The 18,732-nt window shown below is 40.7% G+C and carries 22 protein-coding genes and 1 riboswitch; of the genes, 14 read left to right on the forward strand and 8 right to left on the reverse strand.

Annotation, left to right across the window (positions count from 1 at the left end):
* Positions 1-256 precede the first annotated feature (256 nt).
* Positions 257-754, forward strand: coding sequence for a GNAT family N-acetyltransferase (locus BK139_RS21310; protein ID WP_076262805.1), 498 nt, complete (start codon positions 257-259; stop codon positions 752-754).
* On the opposite strand, the gene BK139_RS21315 is transcribed toward BK139_RS21310, so the two are convergent.
* Together BK139_RS21315 and BK139_RS21320 are read right to left on the reverse strand one after the other, a co-directional pair.
* Complete coding sequence (locus BK139_RS21315) at positions 751-1,248, reverse strand: Hsp20/alpha crystallin family protein (RefSeq protein WP_076262807.1); 498 nt, start codon at positions 1,246-1,248, stop codon at positions 751-753. The two genes, BK139_RS21310 and BK139_RS21315, sit on opposite strands and share 4 nt — an antisense overlap.
* A 13-nt stretch (positions 1,249-1,261) precedes the next feature.
* Entirely contained in the window at positions 1,262-1,747 is a 486-nt protein-coding gene (locus BK139_RS21320) for an Hsp20/alpha crystallin family protein (RefSeq protein WP_076262810.1), read from the reverse strand.
* Between the two features lie 219 nt (positions 1,748-1,966).
* Between BK139_RS21320 and BK139_RS21325 the strand changes: the two genes are divergently transcribed.
* The gene (locus tag BK139_RS21325; protein ID WP_076262813.1) at positions 1,967-2,740 is read left to right on the forward strand and encodes an SDR family oxidoreductase; all 774 of its coding nucleotides are present in this window, start codon (positions 1,967-1,969) and stop codon (positions 2,738-2,740) included.
* 42 nt (positions 2,741-2,782) lie between these two features.
* Here the strand turns inward: BK139_RS21325 and BK139_RS21330 are convergent, their stop codons facing one another.
* Positions 2,783-4,150: an MATE family efflux transporter gene (locus BK139_RS21330; protein WP_076262816.1), complete on the reverse strand. Its 1,368-nt coding sequence runs from the start codon at positions 4,148-4,150 to the stop codon at positions 2,783-2,785.
* A 210-nt stretch (positions 4,151-4,360) separates the two neighbouring features.
* Between BK139_RS21330 and BK139_RS24180 the strand changes: the two genes are divergently transcribed.
* Entirely contained in the window at positions 4,361-4,519 is a 159-nt protein-coding gene (locus tag BK139_RS24180; RefSeq protein ID WP_175609174.1) for a hypothetical protein, read from the forward strand.
* A gap of 143 nt (positions 4,520-4,662) precedes the next feature.
* Here BK139_RS24180 and BK139_RS21335 read toward each other — a convergent pair whose 3' ends face one another.
* The 4 genes from BK139_RS21335 to BK139_RS21350 all read right to left on the reverse strand — a co-directional run bounded on the left by BK139_RS21335 (position 4,663) and on the right by BK139_RS21350 (position 8,177).
* Positions 4,663-5,223: a GNAT family N-acetyltransferase gene (locus BK139_RS21335; RefSeq protein ID WP_076262818.1), complete on the reverse strand. Its 561-nt coding sequence runs from the start codon at positions 5,221-5,223 to the stop codon at positions 4,663-4,665.
* 314 nt (positions 5,224-5,537) lie between these two features.
* Positions 5,538-6,659 (reverse strand): amidohydrolase, encoded by a 1,122-nt coding sequence (locus BK139_RS21340; protein ID WP_076262820.1) that lies wholly within the window; start codon positions 6,657-6,659, stop codon positions 5,538-5,540.
* Positions 6,660-6,797: 138 nt separating this feature from the next.
* Positions 6,798-7,382, reverse strand: coding sequence for an undecaprenyl phosphate transporter UptA (uptA, locus tag BK139_RS21345; RefSeq protein ID WP_076262822.1), 585 nt, complete (start codon positions 7,380-7,382; stop codon positions 6,798-6,800).
* A 15-nt stretch (positions 7,383-7,397) separates the two neighbouring features.
* Entirely contained in the window at positions 7,398-8,177 is a 780-nt protein-coding gene (locus BK139_RS21350; protein ID WP_076262900.1) for an undecaprenyl-diphosphate phosphatase, read from the reverse strand.
* A gap of 226 nt (positions 8,178-8,403) precedes the next feature.
* On the opposite strand from BK139_RS21350, the gene BK139_RS21355 reads away from it, so the two are divergent.
* The 8 genes from BK139_RS21355 to BK139_RS21390 all read left to right on the forward strand — a co-directional run bounded on the left by BK139_RS21355 (position 8,404) and on the right by BK139_RS21390 (position 14,471).
* Positions 8,404-8,742, forward strand: coding sequence for a DUF4870 domain-containing protein (locus tag BK139_RS21355; protein WP_076262824.1), 339 nt, complete (start codon positions 8,404-8,406; stop codon positions 8,740-8,742).
* 69 nt (positions 8,743-8,811) lie between these two features.
* The gene (locus BK139_RS21360; protein ID WP_076262826.1) at positions 8,812-9,813 is read left to right on the forward strand and encodes a helix-turn-helix transcriptional regulator; all 1,002 of its coding nucleotides are present in this window, start codon (positions 8,812-8,814) and stop codon (positions 9,811-9,813) included.
* 132 nt (positions 9,814-9,945) lie between these two features.
* A complete protein-coding gene (locus BK139_RS21365) occupies positions 9,946-10,143 on the forward strand; it encodes a PLD nuclease N-terminal domain-containing protein (protein WP_048011419.1) in 198 nt (65 codons plus the stop codon).
* Between the two features lie 2 nt (positions 10,144-10,145).
* Positions 10,146-11,051 (forward strand): ABC transporter ATP-binding protein, encoded by a 906-nt coding sequence (locus BK139_RS21370; RefSeq protein WP_076262828.1) that lies wholly within the window; start codon positions 10,146-10,148, stop codon positions 11,049-11,051.
* A complete protein-coding gene (locus BK139_RS21375; RefSeq protein WP_076262830.1) occupies positions 11,048-11,824 on the forward strand; it encodes an ABC transporter permease in 777 nt (258 codons plus the stop codon). Before BK139_RS21370 ends, BK139_RS21375 begins: the two co-directional genes overlap by 4 nt.
* Positions 11,825-11,917: 93 nt before the next feature.
* Positions 11,918-12,763: a patatin-like phospholipase family protein gene (locus BK139_RS21380; RefSeq protein ID WP_076262832.1), complete on the forward strand. Its 846-nt coding sequence runs from the start codon at positions 11,918-11,920 to the stop codon at positions 12,761-12,763.
* A 254-nt stretch (positions 12,764-13,017) separates the two neighbouring features.
* Positions 13,018-13,806, forward strand: coding sequence for a hypothetical protein (locus BK139_RS21385; RefSeq protein WP_076262835.1), 789 nt, complete (start codon positions 13,018-13,020; stop codon positions 13,804-13,806).
* A gap of 89 nt (positions 13,807-13,895) precedes the next feature.
* Complete coding sequence (locus BK139_RS21390; protein WP_076262837.1) at positions 13,896-14,471, forward strand: TlpA disulfide reductase family protein; 576 nt, start codon at positions 13,896-13,898, stop codon at positions 14,469-14,471.
* An 18-nt stretch (positions 14,472-14,489) separates the two neighbouring features.
* Here BK139_RS21390 and BK139_RS21395 read toward each other — a convergent pair whose 3' ends face one another.
* The gene (locus BK139_RS21395; RefSeq protein WP_076262841.1) at positions 14,490-15,311 is read right to left on the reverse strand and encodes an EcsC family protein; all 822 of its coding nucleotides are present in this window, start codon (positions 15,309-15,311) and stop codon (positions 14,490-14,492) included.
* A gap of 132 nt (positions 15,312-15,443) precedes the next feature.
* Positions 15,444-15,606: riboswitch (FMN riboswitch) on the forward strand.
* Positions 15,607-15,748: 142 nt separating this feature from the next.
* Here BK139_RS21395 and ribD point away from each other — a divergent pair.
* Genes ribD through BK139_RS21410 form a run of 3 tightly spaced genes read left to right on the forward strand, consistent with a single transcriptional unit; the run spans position 15,749 to position 18,721 of the window.
* Positions 15,749-16,846 carry a bifunctional diaminohydroxyphosphoribosylaminopyrimidine deaminase/5-amino-6-(5-phosphoribosylamino)uracil reductase RibD gene (gene ribD / locus BK139_RS21400; RefSeq protein WP_076262843.1) on the forward strand — a complete coding sequence of 366 codons (1,098 nt, stop codon included), beginning with the start codon at positions 15,749-15,751 and terminating at the stop codon, positions 16,844-16,846.
* Entirely contained in the window at positions 16,846-17,502 is a 657-nt protein-coding gene (ribE, locus tag BK139_RS21405; RefSeq protein ID WP_076262845.1) for a riboflavin synthase, read from the forward strand. Before ribD ends, ribE begins: the two co-directional genes overlap by 1 nt.
* Before the next feature lie 25 nt (positions 17,503-17,527).
* On the forward strand, positions 17,528-18,721 hold the full coding sequence (locus BK139_RS21410; protein WP_076262847.1) for a bifunctional 3,4-dihydroxy-2-butanone-4-phosphate synthase/GTP cyclohydrolase II: 1,194 nt from the start codon (positions 17,528-17,530) through the stop codon (positions 18,719-18,721).
* Positions 18,722-18,732 lie beyond the last annotated feature (11 nt).

Below are 18,732 nucleotides of genomic sequence, written 5' to 3' on the forward strand. Positions count from 1 at the left end.
CCGTTGAATTGGATTATGTTTGGAAAGCATTTTAATCACCTCAAGCATTGTATTACTTCTATTGTAAAACAAAAAAGACTGAAGACAAGCACGATTTTAATCGAGTTTGTCGACAGTCTGAAAGGCAGCCTCTTTAGGCTGTCTTTTTTTGCATTATTATTCAATATAGTATGAACTTCCGCTCCATGTATGTATTCAATCATTCCTTGGAACATTAGTAATAGCTGCTCAAAATGAAAAACAACAGGTGATTTAAATGGAAATTAGAAAAGGAACAAAAGACGATTTGAAGGAAATAATGGAAATTGTCCAGAGGACGGTCAGTATTATGGAATCTGAGGGGAATGATCAATGGAACCGGACCTATCCCCGGAAGGAAGATTTTTTAGCTGATGTGGAAGCAGGCACTTTGCACACTGCCATCTTTGAAGGAAATGTCGCAGGTTCCATTACTGTCGATCAAATCCAGGCGGAGGAATATAAAAATGCCTCATGGAGAATAGATGAGCCCTGCTTTGTATTTCACCGTCTGGCCGTAGATCCTGAGATAAGAGGCGAGGGGATTGCGAGCAGGTTAATTGCATTTGCTGAAGATCATGCATTGAATAACGGTATATCGTATATGAGAACAGATACATACTCGCTGAATAAAAAAGCTCAAAGTTTATTTGAGAAAAATGGATATGTTAAAGCGGGTACAATCTTCATGGATCGGGAAAATCCTTTTTACTGCTATGATAAGCTGCTTGATTAAAGCTGCTCTTCATTCTTTACAATAATGGGTATTATTTCTTCCTCTTCGAATAAGATGGGTAGAGAAATGGAAAGTATCCCATTTTCAAATGAGGATTCTATCGAACATTTATCAACAGGCATAGGGAGGGTCAGAACTTTTTCAAAAGATCTGCTATGTCTTTCTTTCAGAAAATAGCGCAAGTGCTGCTGAAATGATGAACATTTTCCTTTAATAATTAGTTCATTTTGAACAAGAGATACTTTAATATCATTTTTGCTTATACCGGGGAGCTCTGCTTCAATTTTGATATTGCCATTGTTTTCATACATGTCACAGCGCGGAAAAATTTCCTGATTTGAAAGAAAATGATTTATTTTTTCCTGCTCCAGACCTGAAAAAGAAAGTTTTTTATTGTGATTGGAATCCCCAGGTGAAATAAGCGTTTCCCAGAAACCCTGATCCTGATAATGTGCGGTCATTTTGATTAAATCCTTCCATTTTTCCAGTTCCATAAGGAGGCCTCCTTTATAATATTTCCGTTACATCTATCTCTGAATATTGCATATCGACATTTTTAGGTATTTTTATCTCCATATAGCCCTCTTTGCAGCTGGCGGATGATCCTTTTTTCCTGACAATGGCAGGGAGGGTAATAATATGTTTATCGTCTTTTTCGGGAATATGCTCGATAATCATTTGGTTAGAAGTGTGGTAAAGCTTCATTTCTTTTAGCCATTCCTCGTTTTTTATTGGAAATCTCACAAAAACATAATCATGGGTTTCGAAGACGGATGAATTAAGTGGTGCAGAATAATTTGACTGTTGACTAGTTCCGGGGGCTGCAGCATTAAAGCCTTTCATAAAATCCGGTGCTCCAGTCATTCCCTGCATATTCTGAGGAAACATTTGCCCCATGATATTTTTAATATATTTATCAATTTCCTCCGGTTTCATTTGGCTGGGAGGATTCTTCATATCTTTATTAAACGGAAAAAGATTCCACGGGAACATCCTTCTCATCCTTTCCTTGCTAAACTGCCGCAACGGCTAATGATTCAATACTGAGTCATATATTCTATGCAGATAAACGCCTATCTGTTAATAATGGACTCTCTTGCTTGTCTGCTGAATCATGGGCGAAAGCTTCTTATTATTTGCATTAATACACTGTAATTACTACTATATTGATATCAATGTATATAAAATAATTAAATACTGAGGGGTAATTTTGTGAGAAATAAAGCAGCTTTAATCACGGGAGGGGCAACAGGGATCGGGAAAAGAACGGCGAATATGCTTGCCGCTAAAGGCATCGATCTGGTGATCAATTACCGTAGCAGTCAAGAGGAAGCTGTCTCATTGTGCAGGGAACTGACCGAAAAATTCGGCACTAAAAATATTGCTTTGCAGGGAGATATTTCTTTACCGGCGGACTGTATAAAGATGTCCGAAAAAGCTCTTAATGAATTTCAAGTCATCGACATAGTCATTCATAATGCCGGTCCTTATGTGCACGAAAGAAAAGAGATGCTGGATTATTCTTTTGAACAATGGAATTACCTTATTAATGGAAACTTAAATGCGGTCTTTTATTTATCCAAGTTGTTTATACCGAAAATGAGGGAAAATGGATGGGGAAGAATTATCACGATAGGCTTTGACCGTGTAGAATCAGCATCTGGGTGGATATACCGTTCTGCATTCGCGGCTGCAAAAACGGGGGCAGCGTCTTTAACGAAATCCATTGCACTTGAAGAGGCCGGTAACGGAATTACCGCAAATATGGTTTGTCCGGGAGATATTATCGGTGAATGGAAGGAAAGAAATATCGAAGAAGCTGCGAAGGTTCATGATCATGCATCACCAGTCGGAAGGCCGGGTACAGGTGAGGATATTGCCCGTGTAATCAGTTTTCTGACCGATGAAAAATCCGATTTTATTACAGGCGGCATAATCCCGGTTACTGGCGGAAAAGACGTCCTGGGGAAGATTTATCAGGAATGAAAGCGAAAGGCAGAAGAACCGTATTCTTCTGCCTTTTTATATTTACTTCGCTTCCATATATGCAGGGTATTTTCTGTTTTGCAGATAGATCAGCCGGCTTGTTAAAGTAATGGCCCCAGCTGCAAGTCCTGTAATTAAACCGATCCAATAACCATAGGCTCCCCAATCCGTATGATTGGCCAGGTAATAGCCAAACGGCAGTCCGATGATCCAATAAGAAATAAGCGACATAATGAAGGTGACATTCACGTCCTTATATCCGCGCAGCGCTCCCTGTACGGGTGCCTGAATGGCATCTGAAAGCTGAAAGAACATGGCATATATTAAAAATGCAGCTGTTAATTGCAATACATGGTCGTCTTTTGTATAAATCGATGCCACCTCTTTTGGGAAAGCCAAAAGAACAGCTGCACAAATTAATGCCATAAATACAGCAATGCCGACACCGATCCAGCTGTACTCTTTTGCATCCCTGAATCTCTTAGCCCCCGCTTCAAAGCCTACAACGATTGTTAATGCCATTGAAATGCTTAGCGGGATCATATAAAGAAGTGATGCGAAATTGAGGGCAATCTGGTGAGCTGCGATTACGGCTGTTTCAAATGTGCTCATTAATAAAGTAACTGCTGAAAAGATACTGGTTTCGAAAAAAATCGATAAGCCGATTGGGATCCCGATAAGAAGGATTTCCTTCCATTTGCCGATAGAAACAGCATGCATTCTTCTGAAAATTCCATAGTTCGAGAACGGGGAATTTTTATGAATAATATTAATCGAAATAACCATGATCAGCCAGTAAGTAATAGATGAAGCATAGCCTGCACCTGCTCCGCCGAGTTCCGGAAAACCTAATTTGCCATATATAAGTATATAGTTAAAAAAAGCATTGATTGGCAGTGTTAGAAGGGTGATGATCATACTGACTCTGGTCTTTCCAAGAGCATCAATAAACGATCTTAATACATTGTAGACAAACAGGGGAATCAACCCTGTGCTTAAGGCAGCAAGGTAGTTGAAAGCTGTATCCTCGACCCTGTTCTCGAGATTCATTCCACTTAAGATTGGATTTAAGGAGAGTGCTCCTCCTGCATAAACAATTACGGCCATAATGATGGACAGATAAACGCCCTGAATAACAGAAAAAGCAACTTCCTCACGCTGTTTTCCTGCTCCCACGAGGTGGGACACAATCGGGGTAACAGCAAGGAGTATTCCGCTGAGCCCGGTGAATACAGGAACCCATAGAGAAGATCCAATCGCTACACCTGCCAGGTCCTGTGAATCATAGCGGCCGGTCATTAAAGTATCAATAAATGTCATGGAGTACATAGCCAGCTGGGTTACTAGTATTGGAACTAAAATAACCAGCAGCTGATGCAGTTTTTGTTTTTTGCTGTATGTCTGATTCATAAATCTTTCCTCTTCCTATAATGTGACTAGAGAATTATATCATACTAAAGAGAAGCCGGCCCCAAGCAGGTCTTTTATTCAGTATAGTGAGTCCTTAATAAATGTTTCAATTATGTGAACTTTTGCATAACGGGAATAAAAATCCTTCAATCGGCGAGTATAAATAGTAAAAACAGCCATTTCCAAAACACGGCTGAAGGAGGCAGAAAGATGAGCTTCAATATAAATAGGATTAATCCCAATCAGACACAAGTTTCATTTGTGGACGGGCGTTTTGAAACTCTTACCAATGAAGAGCTGGATGAATTGCTGTCCCATTACGGAATAAGAGAAAAAACAGATGAACCGGAAACCAATATTATTAATTGAAAAAATAAAAAGCACTTGCTCTATGCAAGTGCTTAGCGTTTTTATTACTTATAGAGTATATACTTTTGTACTTCGAGAGCTGTCTAGCTCCAGCGCCTACCCCCTCGAGGTGTCGGGGGTGGGCAAGGCGCTTCCGCTTTTCTTTAAGCCTCCAATAATTGGGACGATTCTTGGACTGCTGCTCCATGACGCATTACATGAAGAGTATATAAATCTTTTGGGATCTCATACAGATTGTAAATATCACCATTTGCATTCAGCTGATCATACACAGACTTTCTCGTTTCATTTGCAAGAATGACATAAGGTAGCTTTTCTGCAGCTTTTTGCGAGCGGATATTTTCCTTGCGGATCCTCATAAAAATGGTTTCTATGCCTGTTTCAAAAAAGAGCTCTTCAAAGAAAGCATCTTTTGCTAATTTGTTATACCCCTTGCCATGATAAGGTTTGCCAAGCCATGTGCCGAGAAAGCCGGCATTGTCCTGGATGTCATACAAATTAATCGTCCCAATCGGAGAGCCCCATTCATCAAGAATTGTGCGTGAAATTAATTCACCGCGCTCTTCGGATTCGATTGTCTGCTTTGTAATAAATATAAACTCATCATAACAATTGGCTTTTTGGCGAACAAAAGGGAAGACATCAGGGTGCGTCATTAAATCAAATAAAGCATGGCAGTCGTGAAGATCACGTTTCTTGAGCATAGGTTATCCCTCCAATTGAGGGCAGTCCTACTCCATGCCAAATAGAGCCTTCGGTCCACCCTCGAAATTTTTTATTATGCTGCTAAAAAATTTCGGGGTGGGAATCGAACCCACTAGAACCAGATAACTGGTGGCGCACCATTTGCCTTCCCTATTACTATCGTTTCCGATATTTGATTGTCTGTCATATAGGAAGCAAAAATTTCACTTCACTTTAGGTATAATACTAAAAAAATTTCAAAAAGGAAATAGGTTTTTTGATTATTTTTTTTGCGATTTTATGTCAAATATCACCAGCAATATTCGACACCGTTCTATGACTCCCTGTACACAAAATTTCCGCCTGACATTGTCCATTTTGGCTTGGCTAGAAAGTGAAATGGATGATGATTCCATAGAACTAAATCAGCATCTTTTCCTTCCTCTATGCTTCCAAGCTGATGATCGATTCTGAGGTTTCTTGCCGGCAAAATGGTGATTCCTTCTAGGGCTTTTTGCTCGGAAAGGCCTTCCCGGACTGCAATAGCTGCACACATATTCAAATATTGCACAGGTGTGTATGGATGATCTGTAGTGATGGAGACTTCCACTCCATGCTCTGTCAGCTGCTGATACGTTTTCCAGGTTTTATTTTTCAGTTCCACTTTCGATCTTCTTGTTAGCGTAGGCCCCACTGATACCTTTAAATTTAAGCCTTCCAATTCGTCTGCAATTAAATGGCCTTCTGTGCAATGTTCGATTCGAAGATCGAGATTGAATTCTTCTGCAAAGCGGATGGCAGAAATAATATCATCTGCCCTGTGTGCATGTATTCTGACGGGAATTTCTCTTTTGAGCGCCCTGACAAGCGGTGCAAATCTTAGAGAGTCGGGATTATCGCAATGTAAAGCCTCATAAAAGGCTTCCCTCAGCATTCCCATTATCCCCATTCTTGTTATGGAATCCTTGTTGCCATGACTATGAATCCTCTTTGGATTTTCACCTAGGGCAATTTTAAGGCCGGCTGTTTCCTGGATAATCATCTTGCTGATGTTTTTCCCGGATGTCTTAATAACAGAGGTTGTTCCTCCAATTACATTGGCGCTTCCCGGCATGATGTGGGCAGTTGTTATGCCATATTTCACTGCATCATAAAAGGCGGGATCAAGAGGATATACACCATCCATCGCTCTAATATGCGGGCTTAAGGGTTCAATTGTTTCGTTGGCATCATTGCCTGCCCATCCGGTGCCTTCAACATAAAGACCCAGATGAGTATGGACATCAATGAAGCCCGGAAACAGGTGGTGGCTATGGCAGTCTATAATTTTTACATTGGAATCAGACTTTAAGTTCTTGCCCATCTTTAGTATTTTTCCGTTTTCTACTAGTACATCCCCATGGAAGGAGGGGGATGTCACAGGATATATGACTGCATTTTTTAATAAAATTTTCATCTATATCGTCCTTTGAACCTAAGTATTTGCTTTATTTTACAAAAATGAATCGAAAGTGTGAAGAATTTTCTCAACATCTTTAGCTCAAATAAAAAAAGTGTAAAATTGGAATTCTACACTTTTGGTAAATTTTCTAAGTTAACTTTTCCTCTTCATATAAAACAAGTAAATAGCGCCGGAGACCAAAGCAATAACAATGATCGGCAAGATAAATGGTTTTGCATATTCTTTGATGTCTCTCCAGTGATCACCAAGCTCCATCCCCAATAATAGAAAGAGAACCGTCCAAGGCACCATAGCTGCTAGTGTATAAACAGTAAAGACCGATAAAGGCATTTTGGCTATTCCGGCTGGGATTGAAATGGCATGCCGTATTACAGGTATAAATCTGGCCGTGAAAATTACTCCAGTCCCATACTTTTCGAACCATTTCTCTGATTTATCCAAATGCTTTTTTTGAATCAAAAGATATTTTCCATATTTGTCAAGAACAGGCCGTCCGCCATACGCGCCCAGCCAATAAAGAAACAGTTGGGCAAGTGTTCCGCCTGCAATCCCTGCAAGGAGGGCCCCTAGAAAATGGATATCCCCGGTACTTACTAAAAAGCCGCCATAGCTCAGAACAATTTCGCTTGGGATCACTTCAACCATTAACCCAAGTGCAATGCCGGCATAACCAAGCTGGGATAGCAGTCCAAAAATGCCGGCAATTATTTCATCCATTCTAATACCTCCCCTTTAAAATGTTCCGGTCATTTGCAGGATTATAATTGAGAACCCTAAAATCCAAACGTAGACAGCAAATATCTTCAGGGATTTTCTTTTTAGAAAATTAATCATCCACACGACTGCTGCATAACCGAAAATTGCTGATGACAATGTCGCCATTAACATGCTGCCAAGGGTTATGGCTTCTGTGTGACCGGACATCAATTCGCCAAATTGCATGACAATGCCGCCAGCGATGGCAGGTATGGATAACAGGAATGAAAAATAGGCAGCTGTTTCCCTGTCAAGCTTCCTGAAGAGGCCTGCTGCAATGGTTAAGCCGGATCTTGAAACTGCCGGAAAAATGGCAGCAGCCTGAAAGGTGCCGATAAACAAGGCATCTCCGTACGTGATGCTGTCCATTTTTTTTGCGCCTTTCTTAACACCATCTGCAATCCAGAGTATGAACCCTGTAAATAGAAATTCCCAGCCGATTGTAACACCGGATTTCGAAATTGAATCGAACATGTCACTCAGCAGGAGTCCCACGATTACGGCCGGAATCGTCCCGACTATCAGAAGCATCGATAGCTTGCCGAAGGGCTTCTTAATAATTTGAAGCAATTCATTTTTGTATACGACAAGGACTGCCAGTAAAGTTCCTATGTGCAGCATTGTATCAAGGAAGAGGCCTGCTTCATCAAGGCCAAATAGATGTCTCCCCAAATATAAATGTCCAGTACTGGAAATAGGCAGGAACTCGGTAAGCCCCTGGATGATTCCCAGAATGAAAGCCTCCAGCTTTGACATCATCTGTATATCACCTTCCTAGGCAGGTTTAAGAATAGGCACAGGTAGATGCGCAATGCCTGTCTTTAACATGTGTATTCAAGTTGTCCCAATCGAGAACAGGAAATTAAGGCTGCAGAGGGAATATAAAAAAATATAAAAATACATGAAACCTTTTACAGTGAATATCGTAAATAATATAAAAGAAACATCATTTATATTTGAGGTTAGCCTAGGAGGAAACAGGATGAATGATTATAAAATGCCTTCCAATGATGAAAGGCTTATAGCAGCAGCAATCTATGTAACCAGCTTTTTTACCGTTTTTGTCGGACCGCTGATCATTTGGCTATTGAAAAAGAATGACTCGGAGTTTGTAGATTACCATGGAAAGGAATATTTGAATTTTTTAATTTCCTATTCAATCTACAGCGCAATCAGCGTAGTGCTAATGATCATATTAATTGGGGTCATTACGATTTGGATCGTGGGAATCCTTGCTTTTATCTTTACAGTAGTAGCTGCTGTCAAAGCATATGAAGGAAAGGAATACAGAATACCTTTAGTTTTCAGGATATTAAAATGATGAACACAGTCCAGGGCTTGTTGCCGCTGGGCTTTTTTTAATGGATAATAAAGGTCGCGGGGTGATGTGATGAATAGACTTGATAACAAACAAAGGCTGCTCAAGCTTATGGATATTTTGAGAGAGCAGACAGATGAAGAAAATGAATATACACTGGACGATATAACTGAATGCTTTAAAAAGGAATATGGACCGGATGTGAAATTAAACAAAAATTCATTGAGAGACGATATTGAACATCTGATTGAAGCTAAATTTGATATTACCATTAACCAGGAAAAAGAGGGAATGCCAAAGTTCTACAGCCATCAATACCGTCTATTCGAGCTTTATGAATTGCGCATGCTGATTGATGCCGTTGCTTCTGCACGATTCATCACAAAAGATGAGACAAGACAGCTGATCCGGAAAATTAAAAAGCTGACAAGCATTCATCATGCCAAAAAGCTCCATAATGAAATATTGATCGATTCCTCTGTGAAAAGTGAAAGTAAACTGGTTCGGCTGGCTATCAATGACTTGCATGAAGCCATTTCCGAGCGGAGAATCGTCACATTTCAATATGGAAGATATAATCTCAACAAGGAATTTGTTTTAAGCCATAATGGAGGGCAATACAGGGTCAAACCGCTGGCGCTCACATGGGTAAATGACTTTTATTATTTAATAGCCTACTATTTTGCCAAAGAAGAAATCCGCCATTATCGGATTGACCGTCTACGCAATGTTCATATAACGGAAGAACAATTCGCATATGAACCCTTTGATGTATCCAAGTATGTGAGTTCAACCTTTCATATGTATGCCGGATCTGAAGAGTGGATAAAAATCCGATTCCACAACGATTTGATCAACGTGATAATTGATAAATTTGGGCGGGATGCAGACATAAGAAAACTGGATGAGAACCATTTCGTTTTATCAGCAAAAGCCATTGTGAGTGATGGACTTGTCAAATGGCTCCTCAACTGGGGTAATCAGGCCAAGGTGCTTTCACCATCCTCACTTATTGATCAGGTAACAAACGAAATCAAAAATATGATGGCTGTGTATGAAAAAGAAATGGATTAATCTCAGCTATTAAACTTATAGACACTCCAATAGTGGGGTGTCTTTTCATTAGAAAAATAGTTGAAATCCCTATGAACGATTTTTGTACTTAAACGTCATATGAATGACAGTACAATAAGGGAGGACATCGAAATGGAAATTTTAGAGAGCATTAACTGGGCAATTCTTGCACCCATTGTCATTATTCAGCTAATATTGATGGCCGTTGCGATTATTGATCTCGTAAAAATAGAAAAAGCAAATGGCCCGAAATGGGTATGGGCTCTCGTCATTTTATTTATTAATCTGCTAGGGCCAATCATTTACTTTATTTTCGGAAGGAGAAGCTGAATATGCCGGTTGTAAGCATAACAAATCTTAAAAAGAAGTTTAAGGATCAGGAGGTAATAAAAGGTCTGGATTTTCAATTATCTGAAGGAAAATGTATTGCCCTGCTGGGAGCAAATGGAGCAGGAAAAACAACTACACTTAAGATGCTTGCCGGCCTGGTGAAGCCGGATTCCGGCACGATTGTGTATGAAGGGGGAGAAAAAGCGGATTTTCGAAGATTAATAGGCTATCTTCCTCAATTTCCTGTTTTTTATGAATGGATGACAGGCAGGGAATTTCTTGAATACGCAGGTCAGCTTGCAGGACTTCCCAAAGCAGAAGCAAAAGACAGAGCAGCGGAGCTTCTTAAACTTACCGGTATATCCGAAGCTAAAAACCGCCGGATTGGAAAATACTCAGGAGGTATGAAGCAGCGGCTTGGCATTGCTCAGGCGATCATTCACCGCCCCAAGCTTGTCATGCTCGATGAACCGGTTTCAGCGCTTGATCCATTTGGACGCAGGGAAGTGCTGGAGCTGTTGAACAGGCTGAAAAAAGAAACGACAATTCTGTTTTCCACCCATATTCTAAATGATGCAGAAGAAATATGTGATGAAATTTTATTCCTCCATGGTGGTGAATTGATTGAATCCGGGACATTGGCAGAGCTTAGAACCAGGCATCAGCAGGCTAAGATTGACCTGGTTTTTAAAACGAATACTGGTGAATATGCTGAAGAGATATCTCTGCTTCCGCCTGTTTCTTCAATGGAAGTGAATGGAGATAGGGCAAGCTTTTTGGTGAAGAATATTGAGGATGCCAGGAATTTATTTCTAGCTGAAATTGCGAAACAGAAATGGCCGCTGGTTAAGTTTGAAATCAGCAGAACGAGCCTTGAGGATGTTTTCATGAAGGTGGTGAAAAAATGAAGCAATGGGTAACATTATTAAAAAAAGAGATGCTCGAGCTGGCCAGAAACTTCAAATGGATCTGGGTGCCGTTAACTTTTATTTTGATAGCTGTAAAAGAGCCTCTGACCTTATATTATTTGCCTCAAATTGTTGATTCACTTGGCGGGCTGCCTGAAGGGGCGGTCATCGAGCTTCCTGTTCCTTCAGCCGGTGAAGCGCTTGCTGCAAGTCTTAGTCAGTTCAATACGCTTGGTGTGCTTATTATTGTTTTAATTACAATGGGAAGCATTGCCGGTGAAAGGAAAAGCGGTGTTGCAGAACTAATCCTGGTAAAACCCGTATCGTACGCCGGTTTTGTAACAGCTAAGTGGACCAGTTTGATGATACTCATATGGTTATCATATTTTCTGGGTTACTTCCTCTCCTGGTACTATGTGGGCATATTATTTGAATTTATTCCTTTCGCGGATTTTCTTCAATCCTTCTTTGTTTATGGTATCTGGCTTACCCTTATAATCACTATAGTCATCCTCTTCAATACCTTTGTGAAATCGCCTGGGGCAGTTGGATTTATCTCAATTGGCATTATAGTCATAGTAACTTTATTGAGCACTTCGCTTTCTCATCTGCTGGAGTGGAGTCCGGCCCTTCTGTCTGCTTATACAAATACTTTTATCATGGGCGGTAACTTCCCTGATGAATTATTGCCGAGTATCATTGTTTCTGTAATTGCCATTACGTTTTCCATACTTGCATCCATTGCGATATTTAAACGAAGGGAACTTGCCTGATTTCATGCAAGTTCCTTCCTTTTGGGCATATTTGTATATCGGAGTGTGCTATTTTGGTAGTATGGCTTTAAAAGATAGAAAGGAAGATGAAAGGTGATCAGTGAAACGGGCCTGGTGCTTGAAGGCGGAGGAATGCGTGGAGTGTATACAGCAGGTGTTCTCGAATATTTTCTTGAACAGGACCTCAGCTTTCCTTATGTTATTGGTGTTTCTGCAGGGGCATGCAATGCCGCTTCTTATTTGTCCAAACAAAAGGGCAGAAACAAAATTGTAAACGTGGATTATGTAACAGATCCGCGATATATCTCATGGCGGAATTTCTTTAAATCGCGTCAGTTTTTCGGAATGGATTTTATTTTTGATGAAATACCGAATAAGCTTGTCCCGTATCACTACGAAGAGTTTTATAAAAACCAGTCTGAATTTGTAATTGGAACAACAGATTGCCATACAGGAAAGCCTGTTTATTTCAATAGAAAAGACTATGGGAAAGATGTGCTGAAGGTTTTAAAAGCATCCAGTTCCCTGCCTTTTATTGCACCTGAGGTCGCTTTTAATAATAGGGTCCTCCTTGATGGAGGAATCAGCGATCCCATACCAATCAAAAAAGCACAGCAGGATGGATTCAATAAAAATATAGTAATCCTGACAAGAAACCGGGGCTATTCCAAAAAGCCATCTAAATTTGCTTTTATGGTAAAAAGGAAATATCCCCATTATACCGGGCTGCAAAAAGCACTGTCAGAACGGTACCTGACCTATAACGAGACCCTTCGCTATGTAGAGCAGGAAGAAAAGAAGGGGACAGTTCTTGTCGTCCAGCCGCAGGAGCCATTAACAGTGGGTCGGATGGAACGGAATCCTCAAAAATTGGAAAAGTTATATCTCCAGGGATATGATGATGCAAGAAAATCATTTGATAGAATCAATCAATTCTAACCGTATCTATCAGGGTGCGGGGATATGTCGTATAACAAAAATTGCCGGTATCCTTAATTTGAATAAAATGAAAAAAATGCAGTTAATGCGCTAAAATAATTCTATCAATCAGGCTGGCGGAAACTTTCCATCAGCTTTATTTTTTGAGTGAATTATAAAGAGCTCCCAATAATTAAATCCTCTCATAATTCATTTTTATTGGACCTGATTAATAGAATATAGAGAGAATTAAATAATGCAGGGGAGACTTACTGATGAATATCCAGCACTATTACCAGAAAACAGCTGACATCTCTTTGAATGCAAGCCTTACAGCACTTATGCCCCCAACTTTCTTTCTATTGTTATTCTTTAACAAATTTCCGGGGGCTATTTTCATTGTTATTTTAATCCCTTTTGTTATTTATAGTTTTTTGTGTCATCAAATGTATCTGCTGAATAAACAAAGGGCAGCCGAGGCAGCTGCAAGTAATTATTACTATAAAGGACAAGCCCCACTATCGTTTTTAGAGCAGTCAAGTGTGCTGATCGCTTTTTTGCCGGCTCCTTCTCTCAGAATGGTTATTTTTGATCCCGAAGGAATGTTGATAGGTGAAATCAGAGATATGAAAATGCGGAAGCTTCGCTGGTTCCTTCCTTATTTTATTGACCGATTCTTTCCAAAAAGGCTGGGAATATATGACCATACTGAAAATCTTGAGGCATCAATCATCATCCGTAAAAAGGGAATCGAAATCTTGTCATCAGATGGCCGCTGCAGGGAAATAATCGAATCTAAAAAGGATGGAAACACTCTGCTGTTTCAGAATGGAGATATGCAGTATGCCCTTCCTAAAACCTTTTTACACACAGATCTGCAGGTTTTGGATGATCAATCGAATAGAATTGCACGTCTTCGCAAAGGGTGGATGCCCTTTGAGTGGGGAAAGCGCTTTAAGGATCCAAACACACCTGTCCTATCCTTCAATATTAGTCTGGATGCAAAAGAAAAGTGCAGAATTTATGCCATTTTTGCGGCACTGTTTCTTTATCGCAATCATTAAAGCCATGTGCACATTTATAGATTCTGCATTCCCCATATAGTATGATAAATTCAGCTTAAGTATAGGGAAATCAGTTTAGAGGTGTTGGAATGAAAAAGTTTTTACTGGCAGCTGCAGTTATTGTCCTTTTACTGTTCATTGTTGACAAGACCATTCTTAAGGAAAAGGGAGTAGTAGAGCAAGCTGGACAAATGCAAAAATACGATAAAATTGATGATCCTGAGGATTTGCCTATTGGTTTGGAGAAAGGCAGCCTTGCTCCAGATTTTGAACTTACAGATATGGAAGGAAATCCAGTGAAACTCAGTGACTACAGAGGCAAATCTGTACTTCTGAATTTTTGGGCAAGCTGGTGTCCTCCATGCCGCGCTGAAATGCCGCATATGGAGAAGCTGTATAAAAAGTACAAAGATAAAAAATTCGATATTCTTGCCGTAAATCTAACAAACACTGAAAAGAATAACGGAGACGCTGAGAAGTTCGTGAAAGAGCTGGGTCTGACTTTTACAATCCCTATGGATGTAAAAGGCACTGTTGGTGCGGATTATAATATTATGGCCTATCCTACTAGCTATTTTATTGACTCTGATGGAGTTATTAGAGAAAAAGTTTTGGGAGCCTTAAATGAAGAATATATGGAGAAGGAAATCAAAAAGCTTCCATAAACAAACCGGAGAGCCTTATTAGCTCTCCGGTTTTATATCTGCAATCATATCCTGGTGAAGTCGATTAACGATTACCCTTTTTCTGTATAGCATAATGCCGGCTTCTGCAATATCATTAACGGCAGAGCGATTTATGAATGCCCCGAAAAGCAATCCGGCAATAGGAATCATTTGAAATAGTTTTTTCCAGCCTATTTGGTCCCTGTAAGAAAACACAACCTCTCTCCAGCCTTGAAGCTCAGAAACGACTTCCCTCTTCGGTCCTTCTTCTTTAGAACCAAACATGGTAAGCTGCTGCAGAATAGCTTTTTTTCCAACAATATCACTGGAAACGAATTGAAGGATTTTGACGATGAACATTCTTTCATTTTTATCTGCAGGATCGAAGCCGTAGCAAATCGCAATATCCTGCAGTGTTTTTAATTGAATGCCGAGGAGAAGGGGGATATCAATGGTCAGGGTGAAAATCCCTCCGACTCCTGTTCCCGCACCCTGCAATGCAGCGGTTCTTTTTCGGTTTGAGGTTAGCTTTTCCGCGGCTTCATCCATCTTAACTATAGGCAGGGCTTCTACATCCTTCAGGGTATGTATATTCTGTCCAGGATAATAATTCTTTAAAGCTGCTGCTGAACTTAAATATCTTCCTCCTGATTGAATATACGTGCCAAGCTCATCAAGAATCACTCCAACCTTTTTTTGTATGAACTCCGGTGTGAATCTATCAATAAGTTTGAAAGGAAGCCTCCCGAGCTTCTCCCAAAACCACAAATCACCTTGGTCTTTTTCCCATTCTTCGCATTTCTTTAATTCATTTATAAGCTGTTCTTTCGGTTCAATCATTAGTACCGCCCTTTCTTTCCTTCTTCTATATTTTAAGTATACGGCTGGTTAAAGCAAAAGTTTCAAATCTGTGATAACCAATTCTCTTTGTATATTCCGGCTATTCATGGTAAGATTCTTTTAATAGAATAGGATTTCCTTCGGGGCAGGGTGAAATTCCCAACCGGCGGTGATGAGGGTATGCCCTCTTAGTCCGTGACCCGGTTTTATTAGCAGAGATAGGTGCTTAATAATAGCGGTGGATTTGGTGAAATTCCAAAGCCGACAGTGAAAGTCTGGATGGGAGAAGGAATGAGTATAGTAACGCGTTTAAAATTTCATTTTTTAAACGCTTATTTCGTCATGATTTTTTGCCCCGTTTCACCTTCTGGTGTACGGGGTTTTGCCGTTTCATATTTAATTTGGAGAAATTATAAAGGAAGGAGGACTCACATAATTTGAACCACCAGGAATATATGAAGTTAGCCATCAGTCTGGCAGCGGCAGCCAAAGGACAAACAAGTCCTAACCCGCAGGTGGGTGCGGTTGTTGTTAAAAATGGTGAAATTCTGGGGATGGGTGCTCACCTGAAAGCGGGAACTCCCCATGCAGAAGTCCATGCGATTGCTGCGGCTGGCGATGAGGTTAAAGGCGCTGATATTTATGTCACTCTTGAACCGTGCAGCCATTTTGGCAGGACTCCACCATGCGCAGACTTAATTATTAATTCAGGAATTAATAGGGTTTTTATTGCTTCTGCCGATCCAAATCCTCTGGTGTCAGGCAAAGGAATCCAAAGGATGCAGGATGCCGGTATTGACGTGGTGACCGGTTTATTGAAAGAGGAAGCAGATGCCTTAAACGAACCATTTTTCCATTTTATAAAAACAAAGACACCATACGTAACCATTAAAGCAGCTTCATCGTTTGATGGGAAAACAGCTGCAAAAACCGGTGACAGCAAATGGATTACCTCTCCAGAATCCAGGCAGGATGTACACCGTCTACGGCATGAACATGACGCAATACTTACAGGTGTAAATACGATCATTCACGATAATCCCCTTTTAACCGCCAGGCTGCCCCAAGGCGGAAAAAATCCCATTCGAGTTGTTTTAGATACAAATCTCAGAATTCCGGCAGACGCAAATGTCATCCGAGATCAGTCAGTTAAGACCATCATCTTTACCGGCTGTGAAATAGATTCGACAAAAGCAGAGGAAATAAGGAAGTATAAAACAGAAGTTTTTTCTTTTCCTGCTAATGAAGTGCCGATTAAAGAAGTATTAAAAAACTTAGGTGAAAGAAACATCATGACTTTATTTGTTGAAGGCGGGTCTGAGATCCATGCTTCATTTATTAAAGAAGGTTTCTTTCAGCAGATGATCCTCTATATGGCTCCTAAAATTATTGGAGGCAATAAGGCGATTCCATTTATTGGCGGGGATGGTGCCGACTATGTAATAGACTCCCCTGTACTGGAATTCACAGAAATCAAAAGGATTGGCGGAGACCTTCGAATAACCGCAAAACCGCTGAGGGAGGCCAGGCAATAATGTTTACAGGAATTATTGAGGAGCTTGGAACCGTAAAAAAAGTAGTCCAGCAAGGCAAGGCGATGAAACTGACGATTCAGGCCTCCAAAGTTTTATCAGATGTCCAATTGGGGGACAGCATTTCGGTAAATGGCGTGTGTCTCACGGTTACGGAATTTGCAAAAAATGAATTTTCAGCAGATGTCATGCCTGAAACGTTCAAAAGTACTTCGCTTTCAGCCATTAAAGAACGAACAAAAGTCAATTTGGAAAGGGCGATGTCGGCAAATGGCCGTTTTGGCGGGCACTTTGTGACAGGGCATGTGGATGGTACAGGTCAGATCCTCAAAAAGACATCGAGTGAAAATGCTATTTATATACAAATATCTGTGCCGGCTGCCTTAAGCCATTTGCTTATTATGAAAGGTTCTGTCGCTGTGGATGGGATTTCCCTGACTGTATTCGGCAATGAAGACAATACCGTTACCGTCTCGATCATTCCCCACACAGCGAGTGAAACGGTACTAGGGTTCAAAACAGTTGGAGACATTGTCAATCTCGAGTTTGACATGCTTGCCAAATACCTATATTCCTTCATGAACAGGCAGCAGCAGGAGAACACACCGCCTAAAGAAGGAATATCAGAAGGATTCCTTAAGGAGAATGGCTTTTTATAATTTGCAAAAGGAGGGGCAATAAACCATGTTCAGTGAAATAAATGAGGCTTTGGAAGATTTAAAAGCAGGAAAAGTCATCATTGTCTGTGATGATGAAGACAGGGAAAATGAAGGGGATTTCCTGGCAATCGCGGAATATGCGAAACCGGAAACCATCAACTTTATGGCCAAAGAAGGAAGAGGCCTGATTTGTACACCCATCACTGAGGAGCTGGCTGAAAAACTGGAACTGAATCCGATGGCAGAAGTCAATACTGACAGCCATGGAACAGCTTTCACAGTCAGTATTGATCATGTGAAAAGCACTACAGGCATAAGTGCTTTTGAGCGTGCTTTCACAATAAAAGAAATGCTCGAGGGTGACGCTAAGCCCTCAGATTTCTCCCGTCCGGGACATGTTTTTCCTTTAGTTGCAAAAAAAGGAGGAGTCCTTAGGAGGGCTGGCCATACTGAAGCGGCAGTTGACCTGGCTCGTCTTGCCGGTGCTGCACCTGCCGGGGTTATCTGTGAAATCATGAAAGATGATGGAACAATGGCGCGCGTAGATGACCTTGAAAAAGTGGCAGAAAAGTTTAACTTAAAAATGATCACGATTCAGCAATTGATCGAGTATCGACTGAAACATGACTCCATTGTAAAAAGAGAAGTGGAGATTCAGCTTCCAACAGAATTTGGAGATTTTAAAGCAGTAGGCTATACAAACACTGTTGATGGAAAAGACCATGTTGCTCTTGTAAAAGGAGAAATTGATGAAAATGAACCCGTATTGCTTCGTGTTCATTCTGAGTGCCTGACCGGAGATGTATTCGGGTCTAACCGCTGTGACTGCGGACCCCAGCTTGAAGCAGCACTTGCACAGATTGAGACAGAAGGCCGGGGAATTCTTTTATACATGAGACAGGAAGGACGCGGCATCGGCCTGATTAATAAATTGAAAGCCTATAAGCTTCAGGAAGAGGGATATGATACCGTTGAGGCAAATCATAAGCTCGGATTTAAGGACGATCTTCGCGACTATGGGGTAGGTGCACAAATCCTAAGGGATCTGGGGGTAAAAAAAATGCGCCTCCTAACCAATAATCCCCGCAAGATTGCAGGATTAGGAGGTTATGGCCTGGAGGTAGCCGAACGGGTTCCTCTTCAAATGCCTGCCAAATCTGAAAATGAGAATTACTTAAAAACAAAGAAAACGAAACTTGGGCATTTATTACAATTTTAAGGGAGCGATTT

Origin of the sequence: Paenibacillus sp. FSL R5-0490 (genome assembly GCF_001956215.1) — a bacterium.
Taxonomy (GTDB): domain Bacteria; phylum Bacillota; class Bacilli; order Bacillales; family Cytobacillaceae; genus Cytobacillus.